Genomic DNA, 18,808 nt, shown 5'->3' with positions numbered 1-18,808 from the left:
TATGACGAAGGCAATTAAAAAACAAGCATTAGGAAGAGGCTTATCCGCATTATTAAAAGATCCTGAAAACGATATCAAATCGGTTGAGGATAAAAATGCCGATAAAGTTGTTGGGAATATTATTGAGCTTGACTTAGATGCTATTGAAATAAACCCTTTTCAGCCGCGTACTAATTTCAACGAGGAATCCTTACAGGAATTAGCGTCTTCCATCAGGGAACTGGGTTTAATCCAACCGATTACCGTTCGTAAATTAGATTTCAACAAATACCAGCTGATCTCGGGTGAGCGCCGTTTGCGTGCTTCCAGATTAGTAGGATTAACAACTGTTCCGGCTTATATCCGTCTGGCTAACGATAACGAATCGTTAGTAATGGCATTGGTAGAAAACATTCAGCGTCACGATTTAGACCCTATCGAGATTGCGTTGTCTTACCAGCGTTTAATTGACGAGATCCAGTTAACACAGGAACAAATGAGTGAGCGTGTTGGTAAAAAACGTTCCACTATTGCCAATTATCTTCGTTTATTAAAACTGGATCCGATTATCCAGACCGGAATCCGTGACGGTTTTATCACTATGGGTCATGGCCGTGCCATCATCAACATTGAAGATCTTGACGTTCAAACCGATATTTACCAGAAAATTGTAAGCCAGAATCTTTCTGTCCGTGAAACGGAAGCTTTGGTAAAAGCATATCAGGACAGTTTAAAACCGGCGGCACCAAAAGCACCAAAAGGCACCTCTTTTAATGTTGCTGAAGAAAACAAAAAAGCCATTACCGAATTTTTCGGGGCTAAGGTTGATGTAAAAGTTGCCGGCAATGGTAAAGGGAAGATCACCATTCCTTTCCATTCTGAAGAAGATTTTAAAAGAATTATTAAGCTAATAGAAGGTTAGTGAGTCGCTGCAATTCCATACTGATTATCACACTGCTTCTAATAAGTCAGTTTGTTTTTTCTCAAAATAAAAAAGACGACGCCATATTAAAAGCACTTGACTCTGTCAAACCCGTCAGGATTAATCCGCTTGCCCCCTCTAAAGCAGCCTTTTATTCTGCTGTAGTACCCGGATTAGGACAGATATACAATAAAAAATACTGGAAGGTTCCTTTAGTCTATATCGGACTGGGAACCGGTTTGTATTTTTACACCACAAACAATAACAAGTATCACGATTTCCGCAGCGAATACAAAAAGCGTCTGAACGGAACATCTGATCCGAACGATCCTTATTTTGGTGGTCTGGATAACAACCGACTGGTAGAAGCCCAGAAATTCTATCAGCGAAACCGTGACCTTTCCATGCTGATTACCGTAGGGATTTACATTTTAAACATCGTAGATGCCAATGTAGATGCCCACTTAATGCAGTTTAACGTAAACGATAATCTTTCCGTTCGTCCTGACATTTATCAAAACGATATGAATTATAAACACAGTTTAGGATTAACACTGAATTATAATTTTTAATACTACACACCAAATGAAAATTGCTCTTTTAGGATATGGTAAAATGGGTAAAGTAATTGAACGAATTGCTTTAGAAAGAGGTCATGAAATTGTACTTCGAAAATCCAGTGCCGATTCTTATGACGGACTTGAAAAAGCCGATGTTGCCATAGACTTTAGCGTTCCCGACAGTGCCGTTAGTAACATTTCCGCCTGTTTTGCTACTAATATACCAGTAGTGTCCGGAACAACGGGATGGCTGGAACAATACAACGACATGGTACAATTGTGCCAGGAGAAGAACGGAGCCTTTATTTATGGTTCCAATTTCAGTCTGGGTGTTAATATTTTCTTTGAACTGAACAATTATCTGGCAAAGATGATGGCGAATGTAAAAGAATATAACGTTTCGATGGAAGAAATCCACCATACGCAAAAACTGGATGCGCCAAGCGGTACGGCGATTACCCTGGCAAAAGGAATTATCGAAAATTCCGGCTACAACAGCTGGACGATGGATGCTCCCAAAGCCGGTGAAATACAGATTGATGCCAAGCGTATTGAAAACGTACCGGGTACACACATGGTGACCTATAATTCTGATGTGGATTTTATAGAGATCAAACACGTTGCCCACAACCGGGAAGGATTCGCTCTTGGAGCCGTAATTGCTGCCGAATGGATCGCCGGAAAAAAGGGTGTTTTCACAATGAAAGACGTATTAAATCTGATTTAATAATATACTAAACAAACAAAAACATGACACTTATTCAATGGTTTATATTCTTCCTGGTTATACAGCTTGTACACTATATAGGAACATGGAAATTATACGAAAAGGCCGGTAGAAAATCCTGGGAAGCCGCTATTCCGGTTTACAATGCGATTGTATTAATGAAAATTATCGACCGCCCGAAATGGTGGACCATCCTGCTGTTCATCCCTATCGTGAACCTGATCATGTTTCCGGTTATCTGGGTGGAAACCCTGAGAAGCTTTGGTAAGAATACGCCGGTTGACACCATCTTAGGTGTGGTGACTTTAGGTTTGTATATCTATTATATCAACTATACCCAGAATGTAACTTATATCCCGAATAAGAATGAAGTTAAAAAGGACAACACCTTAAGTTCGCTGTTGTTTGCCGTGGTAGTGGCAACATTAGTACACACCTATGTGATGCAGCCGTACACCATTCCTTCTTCTTCATTGGAAAAATCCTTATTGATTGGTGACTTCCTTTTTGTAAGCAAATTTCACTATGGCGCCAGAACGCCAAAAACAGCCGTGGCAATGCCGATGGTTCACGATACCATTCCGCTTATCAATACCAAATCCTACCTGAGCTGGCCGCAATTCCCGTCGTTCCGCTTACCGGGAATCCAAAAAATAGAACGTAACGACATTGTTGTTTTCAACTGGCCGGTAGACACCGTTAGAACCATGTTTGGCGACAATTCCGGACAATATACCTATAAGCCTGTTGACAAAAAAACCAACTATGTAAAACGCTGCGTTGGTATTCCGGGCGACAGTCTTTCCATTAAAGACGGGGTAGTGATGATTAACGGGAAACCGCTTGAATTACACGACCGACAAAAAATACAGTTCTCTTACCAGGTTATCACAGACGGTAATGCTTTTGACTACAACTACCTGATTAATGACCTGAAATTAAATCCGAGCGAAGTTCACTATGTTCAGGATAAAAACCTGTTCTACTTTCAGTGCTTAACGGATGAAGCAGCAGAACGCATCAAAAACAACCCGATTGTAAAATCGATCACAAAAAATATTTCCAAAGAACGCGAACAAGGCATATTCCCGGGCACACAAAGCTGGTCCCAGGATAACTTTGGTCCTATTTACATTCCGGAAGAAGGCAAAACTGTTGTTTTAAACAAAGAAACCCTTCCTTTCTACAAGCAGATCATTACCGAATATGAAAACAACGATTTAAAAGTGAATGGCGACGAAATCCGTATTAACGGTAAAGTAGCGACCTCTTATACTTTTAAACAAAACTATTACTGGATGATGGGTGACAACCGTCACAACTCACAGGACAGCCGTTACTGGGGTTATGTACCTTTCGAAAACGTAGTGGGAAAACCGGTATTCATCTGGATGAGTCTGGATCAGAATATTCCCTGGGCTAAAGCCATCGACAAAATACGTTGGGAAAGACTATTCACAACAGTTGGCGGAAGCGGGAAACCGGTATCGTATTTTATCTACTTCGTAGTTGTTTTGGCAGCATGGTTAGGATATGACTTCTACAAGAAAAGAAAAGCGAAAAGAAACTCGTAATTAATTTATGATATAAGCTGTCTGCTTTACGATGTAGTATGCAGGCGTCATAAACAGAATGAGAAGTAAAATTAAAAGTTGTCATAAACCACAGCAATTATTTTTACTTCTCATTCTTCATAAATCAAACCTCATATATCGTATATCATACATCAAAAATCACACATCAAAATGAACATCCTTATACATCCTACCTACTTTCCTTCCATCAGTCATTTTACAGCGATGGTACAAGCAGATACGATTACGTTCGAAACGGAAGACAACTTCCAGAAGCAAACCAATCGCAACAGAATGTATATTTACAGCCCTAACGGGATGCAGATGCTCAATATTCCGGTAAAGCACAGTCCGGTGTTACACCAGAAATTTAAGGATGTAAAGATTGAAAATGCCTTTAACTGGCAGAAACAGCACTGGAAATCACTGGAAGCGGCCTACAGAACATCGCCTTTCTTTGAGTATTTTGAAGACGACATCCGTCCGGTATTTGAAAAAGAGCATACTTTTATGATGGACCTGAATTTTGAGGTCATGGAAATCGTTACCGATTGTCTGGGCATGGATTTCTCCTACTCCAAAACAACTGAATATTTCGCCGAACCGGCAGATAAAGCTGATTTCCGTTCTTTAGCAAACGGTAAAAAAGACACTTCCGTTTTTGAACCCTACACACAGGTATTTGAAGAAAAACACGGGTTTATTAACAACCTGAGCATCCTGGACGTACTTTTTAACGAAGGGCGTTATGCCATGGAATACCTGAAAAACCAGTCTTTATAAAACTACTTTTTCTTTTCCGTTGTTTCTTTAGTATTGGTCGTTGGCGCCTCATCCCGTAAAGTCAGGCGGGTGGTAATAGGAAAATGGTCGGAATTGATAAAATTATCGTGGTTCACAAAGTTTTTCACCTCAATGCGTTTGTCCACAAACACATAATCGATCCGTGCCGGATAATAGTCGTAGTCATACGTTTTCCCGAAACCTTTACCGGCTTCTTCAAACGCGTCTTTCATGTTCCCTTTAATGTTTCGGTACACATAGGAAAAGGCACTGTTGTTCAGATCGCCGCAGATGATCAGCGGGTAATGACATTCGGCTTTGTGCTGCTTGATCAGCTCCGACTGTAATTGCTGTACGGCAAAAGCCTCACTGATACGTCTGAATATCTTTTTAGACTTCACCTCATCGATTTTCTCGTGTATATCGGGACTTATCTTGATAGACTGCAAATGCATGCTGTACACGCGAAGGGTGTCCCTTCCTTTTTTAATATCGGCAAAAATCACATTGTTATTCGAATTCGGGAACTTAATATTGCCGCCATTTACAATTGGAAATTTTGAAAAAATAGCCTGGCCGGTTTTTACCTTATCGCCCTGCATATAAATAAACTGGTGTTTATAACCGTCAAACTGTACCGGCTGCGTATTCGAATATTCCTGCAGGCATAGAATATCCGGATTTTGCGACAATACAAAAGCCTGGATCTTGTCGATCACATTGTCCTGCTTGATCCATTCAAACACGTTGAACAAACGCACATTATAGCTCATCACGACAAAATCATCTTCTTCTGCAATTAAATCTTTAGCCGAGAATTTATAAAACTTATTAAAGAATGTAATCCCGATAAGGAATACAAAAACCGAAAGCAGCACCTGCTTTTTCAGCTGGATCAGCCAGTAAAACAGGAACAGTAAATTCAGGATCAGCATCAGCGGCAGCACCAGCGTCAGTACCGAAAGGAACGGGAACAGCTTGGGCGCCAGGAACGGCAGTACATAGGCAATAAAGCTCAATACAGTCAACACTATATTGAAAAAGAAAGCCACTTTATTAAACCATGATAAGTTCTTCATACTGTTTCGTCCAAAGACTAAATTTGCGGATAAGGCGTGTGCCTGAAATTATTTATTTGCCAACTTTAAACAAGAATTCTTTCTCGTCTTTTGTAAGGCTGTCATACCCGGATTTACTGATTTTATCCAGGATATCGTCAATTTGCTTCTGGGTAACATCTTTATTGGATATTCCGGAATTGCCGGTCGATTTTGTCTGCTGACGGGTATTTCGGTGTACTGTTTTAAACGGTGTTGTTTTTTTAGGGCTGAATAAACCTGCTACCGTATCCAGAAAAGCAGAAACTCCTTTTGTCAGGTCGGTTCCGTTTTTCAGCAATTTTATATATAAAAACCCGAAGAAAGCACCACCCAAATGGGCAATATGTCCGCCGGTATTGCTCACCGGAATCTGGATCAGGTCTAAAACAACCAGTACCAGGGCAATGTGCCACAGCTTTACGTTGCCAACTAGCAACAGGCGGATTTCGGTTAAAGGCGAATAGGCCGCCGCACCAATCAAAACCGCCATGATGGCTCCCGATGCGCCTACTAATATGGTATTGTTATGAAAAATAAAATCGGTTGCAACAAACAACACTCCTGCAAAAATCGCTCCAAGCAGGTACAACCCGAATAGTTGTTTTTGTGTAAAATAGGTTGTAAACAGGCGACTGGCAAAATTGAGCACAATCATGTTAAACAACAAATGGAAGAAATCGGCATGCAGAAAAGCATACGTCAGCAGCGTCCACGGTCGGGTTACCGCCGTCATCACAACGGATGAAAGACTGGTCCAGGCCAATACTGTTTCAAAAAGAGCAGGAGCAAATGCTCTTAAAAGAAAGAACGGGATAGCAATACCTACATTCCAGAAAATAAGCTTTTGTGCTATTCCCCCTATTTTATATTGCATTTTAAAATCCTCAATGATGTTCATTCTCGTCTTTATGTTTTACAGTTATTCTACTCCTAATTTATAATTTATTTCCGAATTATCGGTCCCAACGGTTATTATCGAACTGATTCTTTTTCCAGAACCACATCATCAGGAAACCAACAACGGCTCCGCCAATGTGGGCAAAGTGGGCAATACCGCTCGCGCCTCCAAAAATAGATCTTCCGTAAAGTCCTGAAATCAAATCGATGATTAACAATCCCGGTACAAAATATTTTGCTTTTACCGGAACCGGAATAAACATCAGCGCCAGTTCTGCATTTGGGAACATAAACGCAAAGGCAACCAGCAGACCATAAATAGCCCCGGATGCTCCAACAGCAGGAACACTAAACGCTTCCATAAAGCTGTTAAACTGGTTTACCGATAAAACTTCCTGCCATTTTGTATTGTATTTTCCCTCTGCCAGAATCTGGAGAATTTCCGATTTCGGAATACCGCTTTCCACTAAAGTATTCAGTCCGTCGTGGAATAAGTAAAAATTTACCCCCGAATGCAGTAAGGCTGCTCCCAATCCGCAGGAAATATAAAAGAATAAAAACTTCTTTGCCCCCCAGAAATGTTCCAAAGCCGACCCGAAAGAATACAGCGCAAACATATTGAAGAAAATGTGCATCCATCCGCCATGCATAAACATGTGTGTTAACGGCTGCCAGATACCGAAATTAGGATTTTCTAAATACCATAATGCCAAATAAGTATTTGCCGCAGGAACAAACATTGCGCCCAGGAAAAAGATAACGTTAATTATAATTAACTGTTTTACGGTTTCGGTTATATTCATCATATTGCAAATCGTTTATCTAAGTCTTCCACACGCATCGTGATGAAAGTGGGTTTATGAAAAGGGGAAACATTCGGTTCTTTACAGGCAAACAAGGCATTCACCATTGTTTCCTGTTCGCGTTCCGTTAAATAGGTTCCGGTTTTTACTGCCAGGCTTCTTGCCATCGATTTGGCAATGCGGTCACACTGACTGAAACTGCTGTCCGGAAGCTCGCCCTGTAAATCACCAACCAATTCCTCCAGTAAAATAGACACTTCACTTTCGGCTACGTTAACCGGCAAACCGGAAATGGTAACACTTTCTTCAGCTAGGGATTCAAAAACAAATCCGGTGCTTTCCAGTGAATGCTGCAATTCTTTAATCAGGATTAACTCTGCTTTGGTAAAATACAGTTCTAACGGAAAAAGCAGCTGCTGACTGGCAGCCTGCTGTACGGTAATATTTGTCAGGAACTGTTCGTACAAAATACGCTGGTGTGCTCTTTTTTGGTCAACGATCAGCATACCCGATTTGATCGGGCTGACAATGTATTTTTTATGGATCTGATAGGTTCTGTTATTCGATACCTCTTCTATCGCGCTGTCATCAAAAAGAGAACCGGTTACTTCCTCGCTCTCAAATTGAATTTCGGCCACATCCACTTCTTCTGTAGCCTGTTTTAAGCCTACATACAAACTCTCCCAGCTCTGACCGGATTCCTGCTTTTTATAGCTTGCGGAGAAAGAGGGATTCGAACCCGGAGACTTTGTAGAATTTCCTGCCGAAGCAGAAAAGGAAGCCGTAAACGCCTGCGACGTTTTAGGGGTTTCCTCTAAAAAAGGGTTAAAATTTGCATCTACCTGGATTAAAGGTGTTTCCGCTTCTTTACCCGAATATTCATAAGGCGTGTCTAATGTGGCATCCCGTTCAAAATCAAGAACCGGCGACACGTTAAATTGCCCTAGGCTATGTTTAATTGACGAGCGTAAAATGGCATACAAAGCCTGTTCGTCATCAAATTTAATTTCTGTTTTGGTCGGATGGATATTGATATCGATCGTATGCGGCGGCACATCCAGGTATAAAAAATAACTGGGCTGGCTGGCATCTTTCAGCAGACCGTCGTAGGCAGCCATAACCGCATGATGCAGGTAGGCACTTTTAATAAAACGGTCGTTCACAAAAAAGAACTGCTCTCCCCTGCTTTTCTTGGCAAATTCCGGTTTCCCGACAAATCCCTGTATGCCCACAATTTCGGTACTTTCCTTAACCGGAACCAGTTTTTCATTTGTTTTCCCGCCAAAGACATTCACGATACGCTGGCGGAAATTAGAAGCCGGAAGGTTAAACATTTCACTTCCGTTATGAAACAAGACAAAATGAATATTGGCATGTGCCAAAGCCACCCGTTCAAATTCATCCACGATGTGGCGGAACTCAACCGTATCCGATTTTAAAAAGTTGCGCCGCGCCGGAATATTAAAAAACAGGTTCTTTACCGAAAAGGACGTCCCTTTTGGCAATACGGCCACATCCTGCGAAACGAATTTACTTCCTTCAATAATAAGATGGGTTCCTAATTCTTCCTGGTCCTGCTTGGTTTTTAGTTCCACATGGGCAATAGCCGCAATGGAAGCCAGTGCTTCCCCGCGGAAACCTTTAGTATGCAGCGCGAACAAATCTTCAGCATGGCGTATTTTTGAAGTTGCATGGCGTTCAAAACACAAACGCGCATCGGTCACGCTCATGCCTTTACCGTTGTCGATGACCTGAATAAGTGTTTTACCCGCATCTTTCACGATAAGTTTGATTTCGGTTGCTCCAGCATCTACTGCATTTTCAATCAATTCTTTAACTACTGAGGCTGGTCTTTGCACCACCTCACCAGCAGCAATCTGGTTCGCAACGTGATCGGGAAGTAATTGGATAATACTCGACATTCGTATATTTTGAAGCTGTTTAAATTAAAAGTTTTTTCTTTCCGAATCACCAAATTTAAAGAAAATGGCAGACATTAACGAATGAAGCCTCTCAATTTTTTGTTAATACGGGATTCCCTGAAAACAAAAACCTGTAACGTTTTGCGTTACAGGTTTCACAGGTATAGTGTTGGTAAAAATTACGCCTTTTTTCTCAGGTCGGCCATTTTTATCGCTGCAATAGCAGCTTCTGTTCCTTTATTTCCGTGAGCGCCTCCGCTTCTGTCAATGGACTGCTGTTCGTTATTATCGGTCAGTAAACAAAAAATAACCGGTACATCCGTTTGAACATTCAGGTCTTTGATTCCCTGCGTTACTCCTTCACAAACAAATTCAAAATGCATGGTTTCGCCTTTAATCACACAGCCAATGGTGATGACTACATCTACATTTTGCGTTGCTATCATTTTTTTAGCACCGTATACCAGCTCAAAGCTTCCCGGTACATTCCAACGGACGATATTGCTTTCCAAAGCACCGCAATCCAATAAGGCTGCTTCCGCTCCGGAATATAATCCTTCCGTTATTTTGTCGTTCCATTCTGAAACAACAATCCCAAACCGAAAATCTTTCGCGCTTGGGATTGTGTTTTTATCGTAATTGGATAAGTTTTTATTTGCAGTAGCCATATTTATTATTCTGTCATTGCGATCAATGCATCAATATTTGCAGCTTCAGCAGCACTTTCGTATTTTTCTTTAATTTGTGTAAAGAATTTAGAAGCTTCTGCTTTTTTATTCAAGGCCAAAGCAGTTTCACCGGCTTTAAACAGGAATCTTGGTGTTGTAAATTCGTTATCGTTTGCTTCTGCCGCTTTTTTGTAGTACGTTAAAGCATCTTCTTTTTTATCTAATTCAGAAAAAGCATCTCCGATACCACCTAAAGCTAACGCTTTTAACATCATATCGTCAGAAGAGAATTGCTCTAACTGTTGTACAGCTTCTTTGTATTTTGCAGTGTTCAAATAAGCCATACCTGCATAATAATGCGATAGGTTAGCCGCTTTTGTTCCGGAGTAGTTTTCAGTAATTCCTAAGAATCCTAATTTTCCTTCACCACCTTTTAACGATAAAGCGAATAAAGAATCCGAAGCCTGTCCGTCTACCGCCTGTTGGAAATATTGTTGTGCCTGGAACATTTCATTTGCAGCATCTTCCTCTTTTGGTCCTACTACAAATTTATTATACAAAAGGTACCCGGCAGCAGCTATGGCAATAGCTCCTACAAATCCGAAAATATATTTCTGATTTTTAGCTACCCATTCTTCCGTTCTGGAAGCACCTTCGTCTAATTTATTAAAAACTTCCGCAGTAGCACTATTTTTATCCTGAATATCTTCTACTTGGTCAAATTCGTTTTCAACAGCTTCGTCCTTTGGTTTTGGGGCTTTGTATCCTCTTTTGTTATATGTTGCCATTTATTTTAAATTTATTGAGCTGCAAAAATATACTTTTTATTGAAACTTAAAAGACCTTTTTATCGATATTTTTCAATAATTTGCACCCACTTTTGAAAAATGGACAGAAAAATTCAGAAATAATCCCTTCGCTACGTGTATTTAAAGAAGCTTTCCTTATTTAATTATAAAAATATATCCGAAGCCACTTACGACTTTGACAGCAAAATCAATTGTTTTGTGGGTAAAAACGGCATTGGTAAAACCAATGTCCTGGATGCGATATACCACCTGGCTTACGGGAAAAGCTATTTCAATCCGTTAGCAATACAAAACATAAAACACGGCGAAGAATTCTTTGTAGTCGACGGCAGTTTCGAAAAAGAAGAACGCCCGGAACAGATTGTGTGCAGCCTGAAAAAGGGACAAAAGAAAATCCTGAAACGCAACGGCAAACCCTATGATAAGTTTTCCGACCATATCGGTTTTATTCCGCTGGTGATCATCTCCCCTTCCGATCAGGATTTAATTATAGAAGGAAGCGAAACACGCCGGAAGTTTATAGACAGCGTTATTTCGCAGTCAGACAGCTACTACCTGCAGCAGTTAATCCAGTACCAGAAAATAACCGCACAGCGCAATGCCCTTTTAAAGTATTTTGCCCTGAACCACACTTTCGAAAAAGACACCCTTACCGTTTATAACGAGCAGTTAGCCGTGCTGGGACATGCCATATTCGAAAAACGAAAAAACTTTATAGCGGAATTTATCCCGATATTTAATGAGCACCACCGGGCAATAACCAATGCTGCCGAAACGGTTCAGATTGTTTATGACAGCCAGCTGTTTGAAAAAAACATGACAGAATTATTCGAGGACAATCTGGCAAAGGACCGCGCATTGCAATATACCAGCGTGGGTGTTCACAAAGACGATCTGTCTTTTGAAATTGACAGCCATCCTATTAAAAAATTCGGTTCCCAGGGACAGCAAAAGTCATTTCTTATCGCCTTAAAACTGGCACAGTTTGAGTTTATCAAAAAACTAAACGGGGTTGCTCCGATACTTTTATTTGATGATATTTTCGACAAACTGGACGAAACGCGCGTCAGCAAAATCATTGAAATGGTTAACGATGAGACATTCGGTCAGTTATTCATTTCCGACACCCATCCGGAACGTACAGAAGCCATTGTAAAGTCTACTTTACAGAGTTACAGGATTTTTCAGCTTTAATTTTCAGAGTGTTTTTTTGCTTAAAATGTAAAGAACTACCTCACTGCTATTCTTTTTCCGCACCAAAAACTCTTTTTATTTGGAATTTAGATAAATATTAAAGATATTTATTTTTTTGATTACCAAACATTTAAAATCCCAAAGAGACTTTTCTATTTTTACTGCCCCAATATTGCTACCTGCCCCTTCCTGCCTAATGCTGTTCTAACATAGTAAAAACTAATAAAAATAGCTGATGAAGATCCCGTTGCAACAAAGAAAAAAAGTTCATATTGCCCTTTTTATTTCCATCATTATTATTCAATTATTATTTTTTTGGATCTGGTACAAACAAGGCAAAGAATACAACAATCTTTCCGAGTCCGTTCAAAATGCGAGTAAGCCCAACCGCGCCCTGTTTTTTTCAGACAAAGCAACCAGCAGTTTCCTGGATGCCCAGAATGCTTTTAACGATTACCTGCTCAATCACAAAAAGTCTTCCTTAAACAAATACGAAAGTTCTATTAAAGAGATGACCATATACCTGGACAGCCTGGACAACCTGACCAGTGTGAATAAGGATTTCTTTAATGTGATCAAATCCAAAGAAACCACAGAAAGGGAGATTTATAAAATCAAGAAGCAACTGGATTCCCTGATGCTTCGCGGCATCATACCGCTAATGGATACGGTCGTACCGTTAAACTTCAATGTTAAAAAGTACAATTACATCCGGACGTTAAATTCCATTACCTACGATACGATTTTAACTTCCAACCAGGATTCCAAAAAAGGTTTTTTTACGAGAATCGGAAAAGCCATTTCCGGCAAAAGCGACATCCTGAAAGAGCAGCTTCAGGTGCGCATTAAAATGATGTATGGCAATACGGAAAAGATCGGTTCTTTTGAAGACCAGCTAAAAAACACTTTTCACAGTATTGACAAATACTACACACACGAATTCCAGCGCCTGAACAATACCTATAATAATTTAAGGAGTAAGGACAAGGAACTTTTGGAGATCAACAAAACCATTCTTCATAAAAGTAAGGAGATCCTAGAGCTCTATTCCGAATCGGCCCAGGAAATGGACAAGATAAAATACACCAAAGCGATCACTAATATTGAAAGCCAGAAAACACTCATATTGACACTGCTGGGCATCATGGCGGTTATCACACTGATATTGCTTGCCTATACCTTATTTGCCTATATGTATGAACGGAATTTATCGAATGCCAAGATGGAAGCCGAAAAAAATCTGGAATTCAAAAACCGTATTATTGGCATGCTCAGCCATGAAATGCGGGCGCCGTTAAATATCATTTCGAATTTTTCAAAAAAATTAAAAGCATCCGGTTTACCCAAAGAGCAAACACCAACGGTTAACTCGCTTATTTTTACTTCCAATTCCTTACAGATCACTGTAAACCAGATTTTGGATTTCTTTAAAAACAAAAGCAGCAAACTGGCGGTTTATAATTCCAATTTTAATTTAAAAGAGGAAATCCTTTCCGTTTTGGAATCACTGCGTTCCTTAGCCGAAATCAAAAAAATCGACCTGATCATGCAACTGGACCAGAATCTGGACACCGCAGTTTGGGCTGACAATGTGAAGATCCACCAGTTGTTTTACAACATAATCGGCAATGCAATAAAATTCACCACTAAAGGAAACATTACCGTTACCGCTAAACTATTGGATACTACCGATACAAAATACCGACTGAATGTTACCATAAAAGATACCGGTTCCGGTATTCCGGCAGAAGATCTGGAAAACATCTTTAACGAACACTACCAGAGTAAATTCCATTCCGAGCAGTTTAAATTTGGTGCCGGACTGGGTTTAAACCTCTGCAAAGAAATCGTAGAACTTTTCCATGGCGCCATCAGCATCAATAGTGTGCAGCAAAAAGGAACGGAAGTGAGCTTCCACCTGATACTGGACAAACCGCAGGCCATCAAAACCAGCCAGGAAAAACTTATGGCAATCACGGAACTCAAAAAAACAACCATTGCCGTTGTGGATGACGATATGATAACCCTGGCAACCGTAAAAAAACTGATCACCTCCGTTAAAGCAGAAGCCATCGGTTTCTCTTCGGCGGCAGAGATCCGAACCTATCTGCAGACAAATCCGGTTGACCTGTTCATTACCGATTTACAGCTTGACAGTGTTTCCGGAATACAGCTTGCCCGGGATATAAAACAGCAAAATGAGATAAACGCCGGTATTCCGATCCTGGCGATTACCGGCGATGACTACATGACTTCCCATGATATCGCCACCACTCCTTTTGACGACATTATACTCAAACCGATAAATAAAGAGGAATTTTACACTAAAATTCTAAAAGTTTTATCATAACCTCCGCACGGAGACCTTTACAGTTCTTTTCTTTTTCATCGCCTTTGTTTTTTACAATTATCGCGATGAAAAGGAAAGGAATTAAAAACGGTTTGACTATTTTTACAGCATTCTAAAATTATTTTTTTACCATGAAGATTTCCACTGATTTTTCCCTTAAAAACTATAATACTTTTGGTATTGAAGCGAAGGCAAAAGCTTTTGTTGCTGTTGAAAATCAAACCGAACTGGCTCAAATTTTAAAAGAACACCAATCGGAGAAATTATTTGTTTTAGGCGGTGGAAGCAATATGCTTTTAACACAGGATATTGACGCCCTGGTTATTCATGTCGATCTGAAAGGAAAAAAGGTAATTTCCGAAAATGACGATTATGCTTTGGTTCAGGCACAGGCCGGTGAAAACTGGCACGAATTTGTAATTTGGTGTATCGATCAGAATCTGGGCGGATTGGAAAACTTATCGCTTATTCCCGGGAATGTGGGTACTACACCTATTCAGAATATCGGGGCTTATGGTGTGGAAATCAAAGACGCATTTGTTTCCTGCGAAGCCATGCATATTAAAACACAGGAAATAACCACTTTCAACAGGGAGCAATGCCGTTTTGGCTATCGGGAAAGCATCTTTAAAAACGAAGCCAAAGACCAGTATATCATTACTTCCGTAACGTTTCAGCTAACCAGACAAAACCACAAGACGAACACTTCTTATGGTGCGATTGAAGCGGAACTTACCAAAGAAAACATCAGCAATCCGACAATTAAAGACATCAGCAATGCGGTTATTGCGATTCGTGAAAGTAAATTACCGAATCCTAAAGAATTAGGAAACAGCGGTAGTTTCTTTAAAAACCCGATTATCAGCAAAGCCGATTTTGATAAAATCCACCTGCAATTTCCGGACATGCCGCATTATGTAGTTTCCGATACGCTGGTTAAAGTTCCGGCCGGATGGCTTATCGAACAGGCCGGTTTTAAAGGAAAGCGTTTTGGTGATGCCGGCATACACAAAAACCAGGCTTTGGTTCTGGTAAACTACGGCAATGCAACCGGACAGGAAATCCTGAACGTTTCCAGAAACATTCAAAAAACCATAGTGGATACTTTTGGCATCGCTATCGAAGCCGAAGTAAACATTATTTAAACCGGTCCTTATGTATATTGACGACAGCAATAAAAACGAGGATTCAGACGCTATCAAAACGTTTATCAGACAAAACAGTTTTGGCATCCTCATCAACCAGACACAGGGAAAGCCGTGGGGAACCCATATTCCGCTGGAACTGGAAACCAACAAAGCCGGAGAAGAAGTCCTTTTCGGTCATATTGCCAAAGCCAATCCGCAGTGGAAAGATTTTGAAAACAACAATACGGTACTGGCAATTTTCCAGGGACCGCATTCGTACATTTCCTCTTCGTGGTACGATCATGAAAACGTCCCTACCTGGAATTATATCGCTGTACATGTTTATGGAAAAATAAAAATTCTGGAAGGCGATGATGTGCTGTATTTGCTGAAAAAGCTGGTTGACAAATATGAAGCCGGTTCGGAGAATCCGGTGCGCATTGAAGAACTTTCCCAAAAAACCATGCGCCAGGTAAACGGACTTGTCGCTTTTGAAATTGCCATTGAAGACATTCAGGCTGTACATAAATTATCACAAAATCGTGACGATAAAAACTACAATGCCATCATTTCCAAATTAGAAAGCAAAAAAGATGCTAATTCGGCAATGATTGCTCAAGAAATGAGAAAATTAAGGGAATAGCCCTGTCAGTAATTTGTTGAATTCGACTTGAAATTTAACATTTGATTTGTACCTTTGTCCAACATTTAACTCTGTCATGAATTGCATATGTTAACAATTCTACTCTACATTTTTATTGGAATTATAGCCCTTCAGATTTTTTATTATTTGATTGTTTTCAGCAAATTTGCGTTTGCAAAACCTCAAAAAATAACGCCTAAACGCATTCCCGTTTCTGTAATTGTCTGCGCTAAAAATGAAGCCGAAAACGTTACGAAATTCATTCCACTTTTAGCCGAGCAGAATTATCCGGATTATGAAATTGTTTTAATTGACGATGCTTCCAGTGATGACACGCTTGAAATTTTTGAAGCTTTCGAAAAACAGTATACCAATGTTCGCCTGGTTAAGGTTCAAAACAACGAAGCCTTCTGGGGAAATAAAAAATTCGCACTGACTCTGGGTATCAAGGCCGCTAAAAAAGAATACCTGCTATTCACCGATGCCGATTGTTATCCTACTTCGAAAGACTGGATCATGAACATGACCTCGCAATTCACACTGCACAAAACCATTATCCTGGGGTATGGTGCTTATGAAAAGATCAAAGGCTCTTTCTTAAATAAAATCATTCGTTTTGAAACAGTACTCACCGCAGTACAGTATTTTTCATGGGCAAAAATGGGCAGACCTTATATGGGCGTTGGCCGTAATCTGGCTTATAAAAGAGAAGAATTTTTCAAGGTGAACGGTTTTATGGATCACATGAAAATCCGTTCCGGCGATGACGATCTGTTTATCAATCAGGCATCCAACAGTAAAAACACGACCATTTGCTATGCTCCGGAAAGTTTTACCATATCGGCACCAAAAACCACTTACAGTGAGTGGTTCAAACAAAAACGCCGCCATGTTTCCACCGCTTCATTCTATAAGGGTTTTGACAAGTTCCAATTGGGATTATTCTACTTTTCGCAACTTTTCTTTTTCCTTCTGGCAATAATCCTGTTAGCTTTTCAGTTTCAATGGATGATCGTGTGCGGGTTAATTGTTTTCCGTTATATTTTCACATGGATCACACTGGGATATGCTTCCGGCAGACTTAAAGAGAAAGATGTCATGTATTGGTTCCCTGTTATCGAATTAATACTTATCTTCACGCAATTGAACGTTTATTTTACAAACTCTATTTCAAAACCGGTACATTGGAAATAAATTCAGAGATAATTCAAAAGAACATTGAAAAGGCAAAATCCGGAGATCAGGTAGCCTTTACATTTTTGCTGGATTTTTTCTGGAATGAGATTTACGGCTTTATGCTGAAACGTACCGAAAACGAAACGGACACCGAAGATATTGCCATTGAAACGTTTGCAAAAGCTTTTGACAAAATAACTTCCTACAATCCGGAATTCGGATTCAATACCTGGCTGATTACCATTGCCAAGAACGTCCATATTGATATGCTGCGTAAAAAGAAATCGGCATTGTTTCTGGACATCAATGACGAAGAAAACCAACAGGCATACAATGTTATCGACTCCTCGCCCACCATTGAAGACGAGATCATTAAAGAGCAAAACCTTGCCCGCTTATTACTGTACATCAAGGAATTAAAACCGGCCTACCAGGAAGTTATCCAGCTGCGTTATTTCCAGGAAATGAGTTATCAGGAAATTGCCGACCAGCTTGAAGAGCCGCTAAACAATGTAAAAATCAAACTGCTGCGTGCCAAAAAGCTTTTATTTGAAATTATTCAGCAAAAAAGGTAATCCACTTCAACATTCCGCACAAAAAACCCCATATACATATTATTCTTTACCAAAACAATAAATCAATTGTTTTTATTTCAAAAAATTAACAATTCAAACACTAAAAAACTGACTTCTTACGTTATTTAAAGTAATACCACTATTTATTAACCTTAAACTACGTTATTATGTCAAAACTAAACATCTATGACACCCGGTGGCTGGACATTGTTTTCGAAGGCCGAAACAAAGAATACGGCGCCTATCAGCTACGTGCCGAAAATCCAAAAACAACAATCAAAGCTTTATTTTCAGGTATTTTCTTATTGGGAAGCGCTATCGCTATTCCGATCGTACTGAATAGTACCCATAAAAAAGACGATGTTGCCATTTGCAACCTGCCGCTAACCGAGCCGTTAACATTAGTAGAAGTAAAACTGAACGAACAGCTAAGAGAAGCGGCTGCACCAAAGCAGGAAACAGAAACTCCGGCCGGAAAACAAATTAAGTACACCAAACTTGTTCCGGCAACAAAAGCAAATGCCGCTACAGATATTCCCACAAACAGGGAAGTCGAAAATGCGATAATCAGCACCGTAACAACCGAGGGGGAAGGAACCACATCAAACACAAGCATCACCACGACTGCTCCATCTAACGGCACAGGAACCGGTACCGACGACGGAAACACGATCCGCAACACCGTAGAACTGGAAGCCTTACCGGAATTTCCGGGCGGTATGGGCGAATTCTTAAACGCCGTGGGCAAACGATTCAAAACACCGGAACTGGAAGAACTGAAAACATTGAAAGTACTGGTATTTTTTGTTATTGAAAAAGACGGTACTCTATCAAACATCCGGGTTACCAGAGATCCCGGCTACGGACTGGGTAAAGAAGCCATCCGTGTTTTAAACTCCATTAAAACAAAATGGACACCGGGCTACAAAAACGGTCAGCCTGTCAGAACTGCCTATAACCTTCCGATAACCGTAAACATTGAGTCGTCCTAAAATAGGT

The 18,808-nt window shown here is 40.2% G+C and carries 18 protein-coding genes; 12 read left to right on the top strand and 6 right to left on the bottom strand.

Features of this window, described 5'->3' with window-relative positions; translation table 11 throughout:
• Position 1: 1 nt before the first annotated feature.
• The 5 genes from B3394_RS12565 (at position 2) to B3394_RS12545 (ending at position 4,545) form a co-directional block, all read left to right on the top strand.
• Positions 2-901 (top strand): ParB/RepB/Spo0J family partition protein, encoded by a 900-nt coding sequence (locus B3394_RS12565; RefSeq protein ID WP_177732870.1) that lies wholly within the window; start codon positions 2-4, stop codon positions 899-901.
• On the top strand, positions 901-1,473 hold the full coding sequence (locus B3394_RS12560) for a DUF5683 domain-containing protein (protein WP_246297051.1): 573 nt from the start codon (positions 901-903) through the stop codon (positions 1,471-1,473). Before B3394_RS12565 ends, B3394_RS12560 begins: the two co-directional genes overlap by 1 nt.
• A 13-nt stretch (positions 1,474-1,486) precedes the next feature.
• Positions 1,487-2,188, top strand: a complete 702-nt coding sequence (gene dapB, locus B3394_RS12555) for a 4-hydroxy-tetrahydrodipicolinate reductase (protein ID WP_286924641.1) — start codon at positions 1,487-1,489, stop codon at positions 2,186-2,188.
• 23 nt (positions 2,189-2,211) lie between these two features.
• Positions 2,212-3,762: a signal peptidase I gene (gene lepB / locus B3394_RS12550; protein ID WP_177732865.1), complete on the top strand. Its 1,551-nt coding sequence runs from the start codon at positions 2,212-2,214 to the stop codon at positions 3,760-3,762.
• Between the two features lie 171 nt (positions 3,763-3,933).
• Entirely contained in the window at positions 3,934-4,545 is a 612-nt protein-coding gene (locus tag B3394_RS12545; RefSeq protein WP_273246992.1) for a WbqC family protein, read from the top strand.
• A 2-nt stretch (positions 4,546-4,547) separates the two neighbouring features.
• Here the strand turns inward: B3394_RS12545 and B3394_RS12540 are convergent, their stop codons facing one another.
• The 6 genes from B3394_RS12540 to B3394_RS12515 form a co-directional block, all read right to left on the bottom strand.
• Positions 4,548-5,624 carry an endonuclease/exonuclease/phosphatase family protein gene (locus tag B3394_RS12540; RefSeq protein WP_286924638.1) on the bottom strand — a complete coding sequence of 359 codons (1,077 nt, stop codon included), beginning with the start codon at positions 5,622-5,624 and terminating at the stop codon, positions 4,548-4,550.
• Positions 5,625-5,676: 52 nt separating this feature from the next.
• A complete protein-coding gene (locus B3394_RS12535; RefSeq protein WP_177732858.1) occupies positions 5,677-6,543 on the bottom strand; it encodes a rhomboid family protein in 867 nt (288 codons plus the stop codon).
• Positions 6,544-6,598: 55 nt separating this feature from the next.
• Positions 6,599-7,348, bottom strand: a complete 750-nt coding sequence (locus B3394_RS12530) for a rhomboid family intramembrane serine protease (protein WP_177732856.1) — start codon at positions 7,346-7,348, stop codon at positions 6,599-6,601.
• On the bottom strand, positions 7,345-9,267 hold the full coding sequence (gene mutL, locus B3394_RS12525) for a DNA mismatch repair endonuclease MutL (protein ID WP_177732854.1): 1,923 nt from the start codon (positions 9,265-9,267) through the stop codon (positions 7,345-7,347). The genes B3394_RS12530 and mutL overlap by 4 nt, the downstream gene beginning before the upstream one ends.
• A 179-nt stretch (positions 9,268-9,446) precedes the next feature.
• Positions 9,447-9,935: a 6,7-dimethyl-8-ribityllumazine synthase gene (gene ribH, locus B3394_RS12520; protein WP_177732852.1), complete on the bottom strand. Its 489-nt coding sequence runs from the start codon at positions 9,933-9,935 to the stop codon at positions 9,447-9,449.
• A gap of 5 nt (positions 9,936-9,940) precedes the next feature.
• The gene (locus B3394_RS12515) at positions 9,941-10,723 is read right to left on the bottom strand and encodes a tetratricopeptide repeat protein (RefSeq protein WP_177732850.1); all 783 of its coding nucleotides are present in this window, start codon (positions 10,721-10,723) and stop codon (positions 9,941-9,943) included.
• Positions 10,724-10,858: 135 nt separating this feature from the next.
• Between B3394_RS12515 and recF the strand changes: the two genes are divergently transcribed.
• The 7 genes from recF (at position 10,859) to B3394_RS12480 (ending at position 18,801) form a co-directional block, all read left to right on the top strand.
• Entirely contained in the window at positions 10,859-11,938 is a 1,080-nt protein-coding gene (recF, locus tag B3394_RS12510) for a DNA replication/repair protein RecF (protein ID WP_286924628.1), read from the top strand.
• 235 nt (positions 11,939-12,173) lie between these two features.
• The gene (locus B3394_RS12505) at positions 12,174-14,288 is read left to right on the top strand and encodes an ATP-binding response regulator (RefSeq protein WP_286924626.1); all 2,115 of its coding nucleotides are present in this window, start codon (positions 12,174-12,176) and stop codon (positions 14,286-14,288) included.
• Between the two features lie 131 nt (positions 14,289-14,419).
• Positions 14,420-15,433 (top strand): UDP-N-acetylmuramate dehydrogenase, encoded by a 1,014-nt coding sequence (murB, locus tag B3394_RS12500; RefSeq protein ID WP_177732844.1) that lies wholly within the window; start codon positions 14,420-14,422, stop codon positions 15,431-15,433.
• Between the two features lie 10 nt (positions 15,434-15,443).
• A complete protein-coding gene (locus B3394_RS12495) occupies positions 15,444-16,058 on the top strand; it encodes an FMN-binding negative transcriptional regulator (RefSeq protein WP_286924624.1) in 615 nt (204 codons plus the stop codon).
• A gap of 87 nt (positions 16,059-16,145) precedes the next feature.
• A complete protein-coding gene (locus tag B3394_RS12490; RefSeq protein ID WP_286924621.1) occupies positions 16,146-17,252 on the top strand; it encodes a glycosyltransferase in 1,107 nt (368 codons plus the stop codon).
• On the top strand, positions 17,243-17,809 hold the full coding sequence (locus B3394_RS12485) for an RNA polymerase sigma factor (RefSeq protein WP_273246985.1): 567 nt from the start codon (positions 17,243-17,245) through the stop codon (positions 17,807-17,809). Before B3394_RS12490 ends, B3394_RS12485 begins: the two co-directional genes overlap by 10 nt.
• Positions 17,810-17,976: 167 nt before the next feature.
• Positions 17,977-18,801 (top strand): energy transducer TonB, encoded by an 825-nt coding sequence (locus tag B3394_RS12480; protein WP_286924608.1) that lies wholly within the window; start codon positions 17,977-17,979, stop codon positions 18,799-18,801.
• Positions 18,802-18,808: the final 7 nt, after the last annotated feature.

Origin of the sequence: Flavobacterium sp. UBA4197 (genome assembly GCF_002379575.1) — a bacterium.
In the GTDB taxonomy this organism is placed as follows: domain Bacteria; phylum Bacteroidota; class Bacteroidia; order Flavobacteriales; family Flavobacteriaceae; genus Flavobacterium; species Flavobacterium inviolabile.
This window is presented reverse-complemented; position numbering and strand designations above follow the sequence as displayed.

What these genes read in the sequence shown, in the direction of transcription:
- B3394_RS12540 (WP_286924638.1), bottom strand. Translation starts at nt 5,624, where the DNA reads ATGAAGAACTTATCATGGTTTAATAAAGTGGCTTTCTTTTTCAATATA.
- mutL (WP_177732854.1), bottom strand. Translation starts at nt 9,267, where the DNA reads ATGTCGAGTATTATCCAATTACTTCCCGATCACGTTGCGAACCAGATT.
- B3394_RS12490 (WP_286924621.1), top strand. Translation starts at nt 16,146, where the DNA reads ATGTTAACAATTCTACTCTACATTTTTATTGGAATTATAGCCCTTCAG.
- B3394_RS12480 (WP_286924608.1), top strand. Translation starts at nt 17,977, where the DNA reads ATGTCAAAACTAAACATCTATGACACCCGGTGGCTGGACATTGTTTTC.
- B3394_RS12535 (WP_177732858.1), bottom strand. Translation starts at nt 6,543, where the DNA reads ATGAACATCATTGAGGATTTTAAAATGCAATATAAAATAGGGGGAATA.
- dapB (WP_286924641.1), top strand. Translation starts at nt 1,487, where the DNA reads ATGAAAATTGCTCTTTTAGGATATGGTAAAATGGGTAAAGTAATTGAA.
- B3394_RS12530 (WP_177732856.1), bottom strand. Translation starts at nt 7,348, where the DNA reads ATGATGAATATAACCGAAACCGTAAAACAGTTAATTATAATTAACGTT.
- lepB (WP_177732865.1), top strand. Translation starts at nt 2,212, where the DNA reads ATGACACTTATTCAATGGTTTATATTCTTCCTGGTTATACAGCTTGTA.
- B3394_RS12515 (WP_177732850.1), bottom strand. Translation starts at nt 10,723, where the DNA reads ATGGCAACATATAACAAAAGAGGATACAAAGCCCCAAAACCAAAGGAC.
- B3394_RS12565 (WP_177732870.1), top strand. Translation starts at nt 2, where the DNA reads ATGACGAAGGCAATTAAAAAACAAGCATTAGGAAGAGGCTTATCCGCA.
- B3394_RS12505 (WP_286924626.1), top strand. Translation starts at nt 12,174, where the DNA reads ATGAAGATCCCGTTGCAACAAAGAAAAAAAGTTCATATTGCCCTTTTT.
- B3394_RS12545 (WP_273246992.1), top strand. Translation starts at nt 3,934, where the DNA reads ATGAACATCCTTATACATCCTACCTACTTTCCTTCCATCAGTCATTTT.
- ribH (WP_177732852.1), bottom strand. Translation starts at nt 9,935, where the DNA reads ATGGCTACTGCAAATAAAAACTTATCCAATTACGATAAAAACACAATC.
- B3394_RS12495 (WP_286924624.1), top strand. Translation starts at nt 15,444, where the DNA reads ATGTATATTGACGACAGCAATAAAAACGAGGATTCAGACGCTATCAAA.
- murB (WP_177732844.1), top strand. Translation starts at nt 14,420, where the DNA reads ATGAAGATTTCCACTGATTTTTCCCTTAAAAACTATAATACTTTTGGT.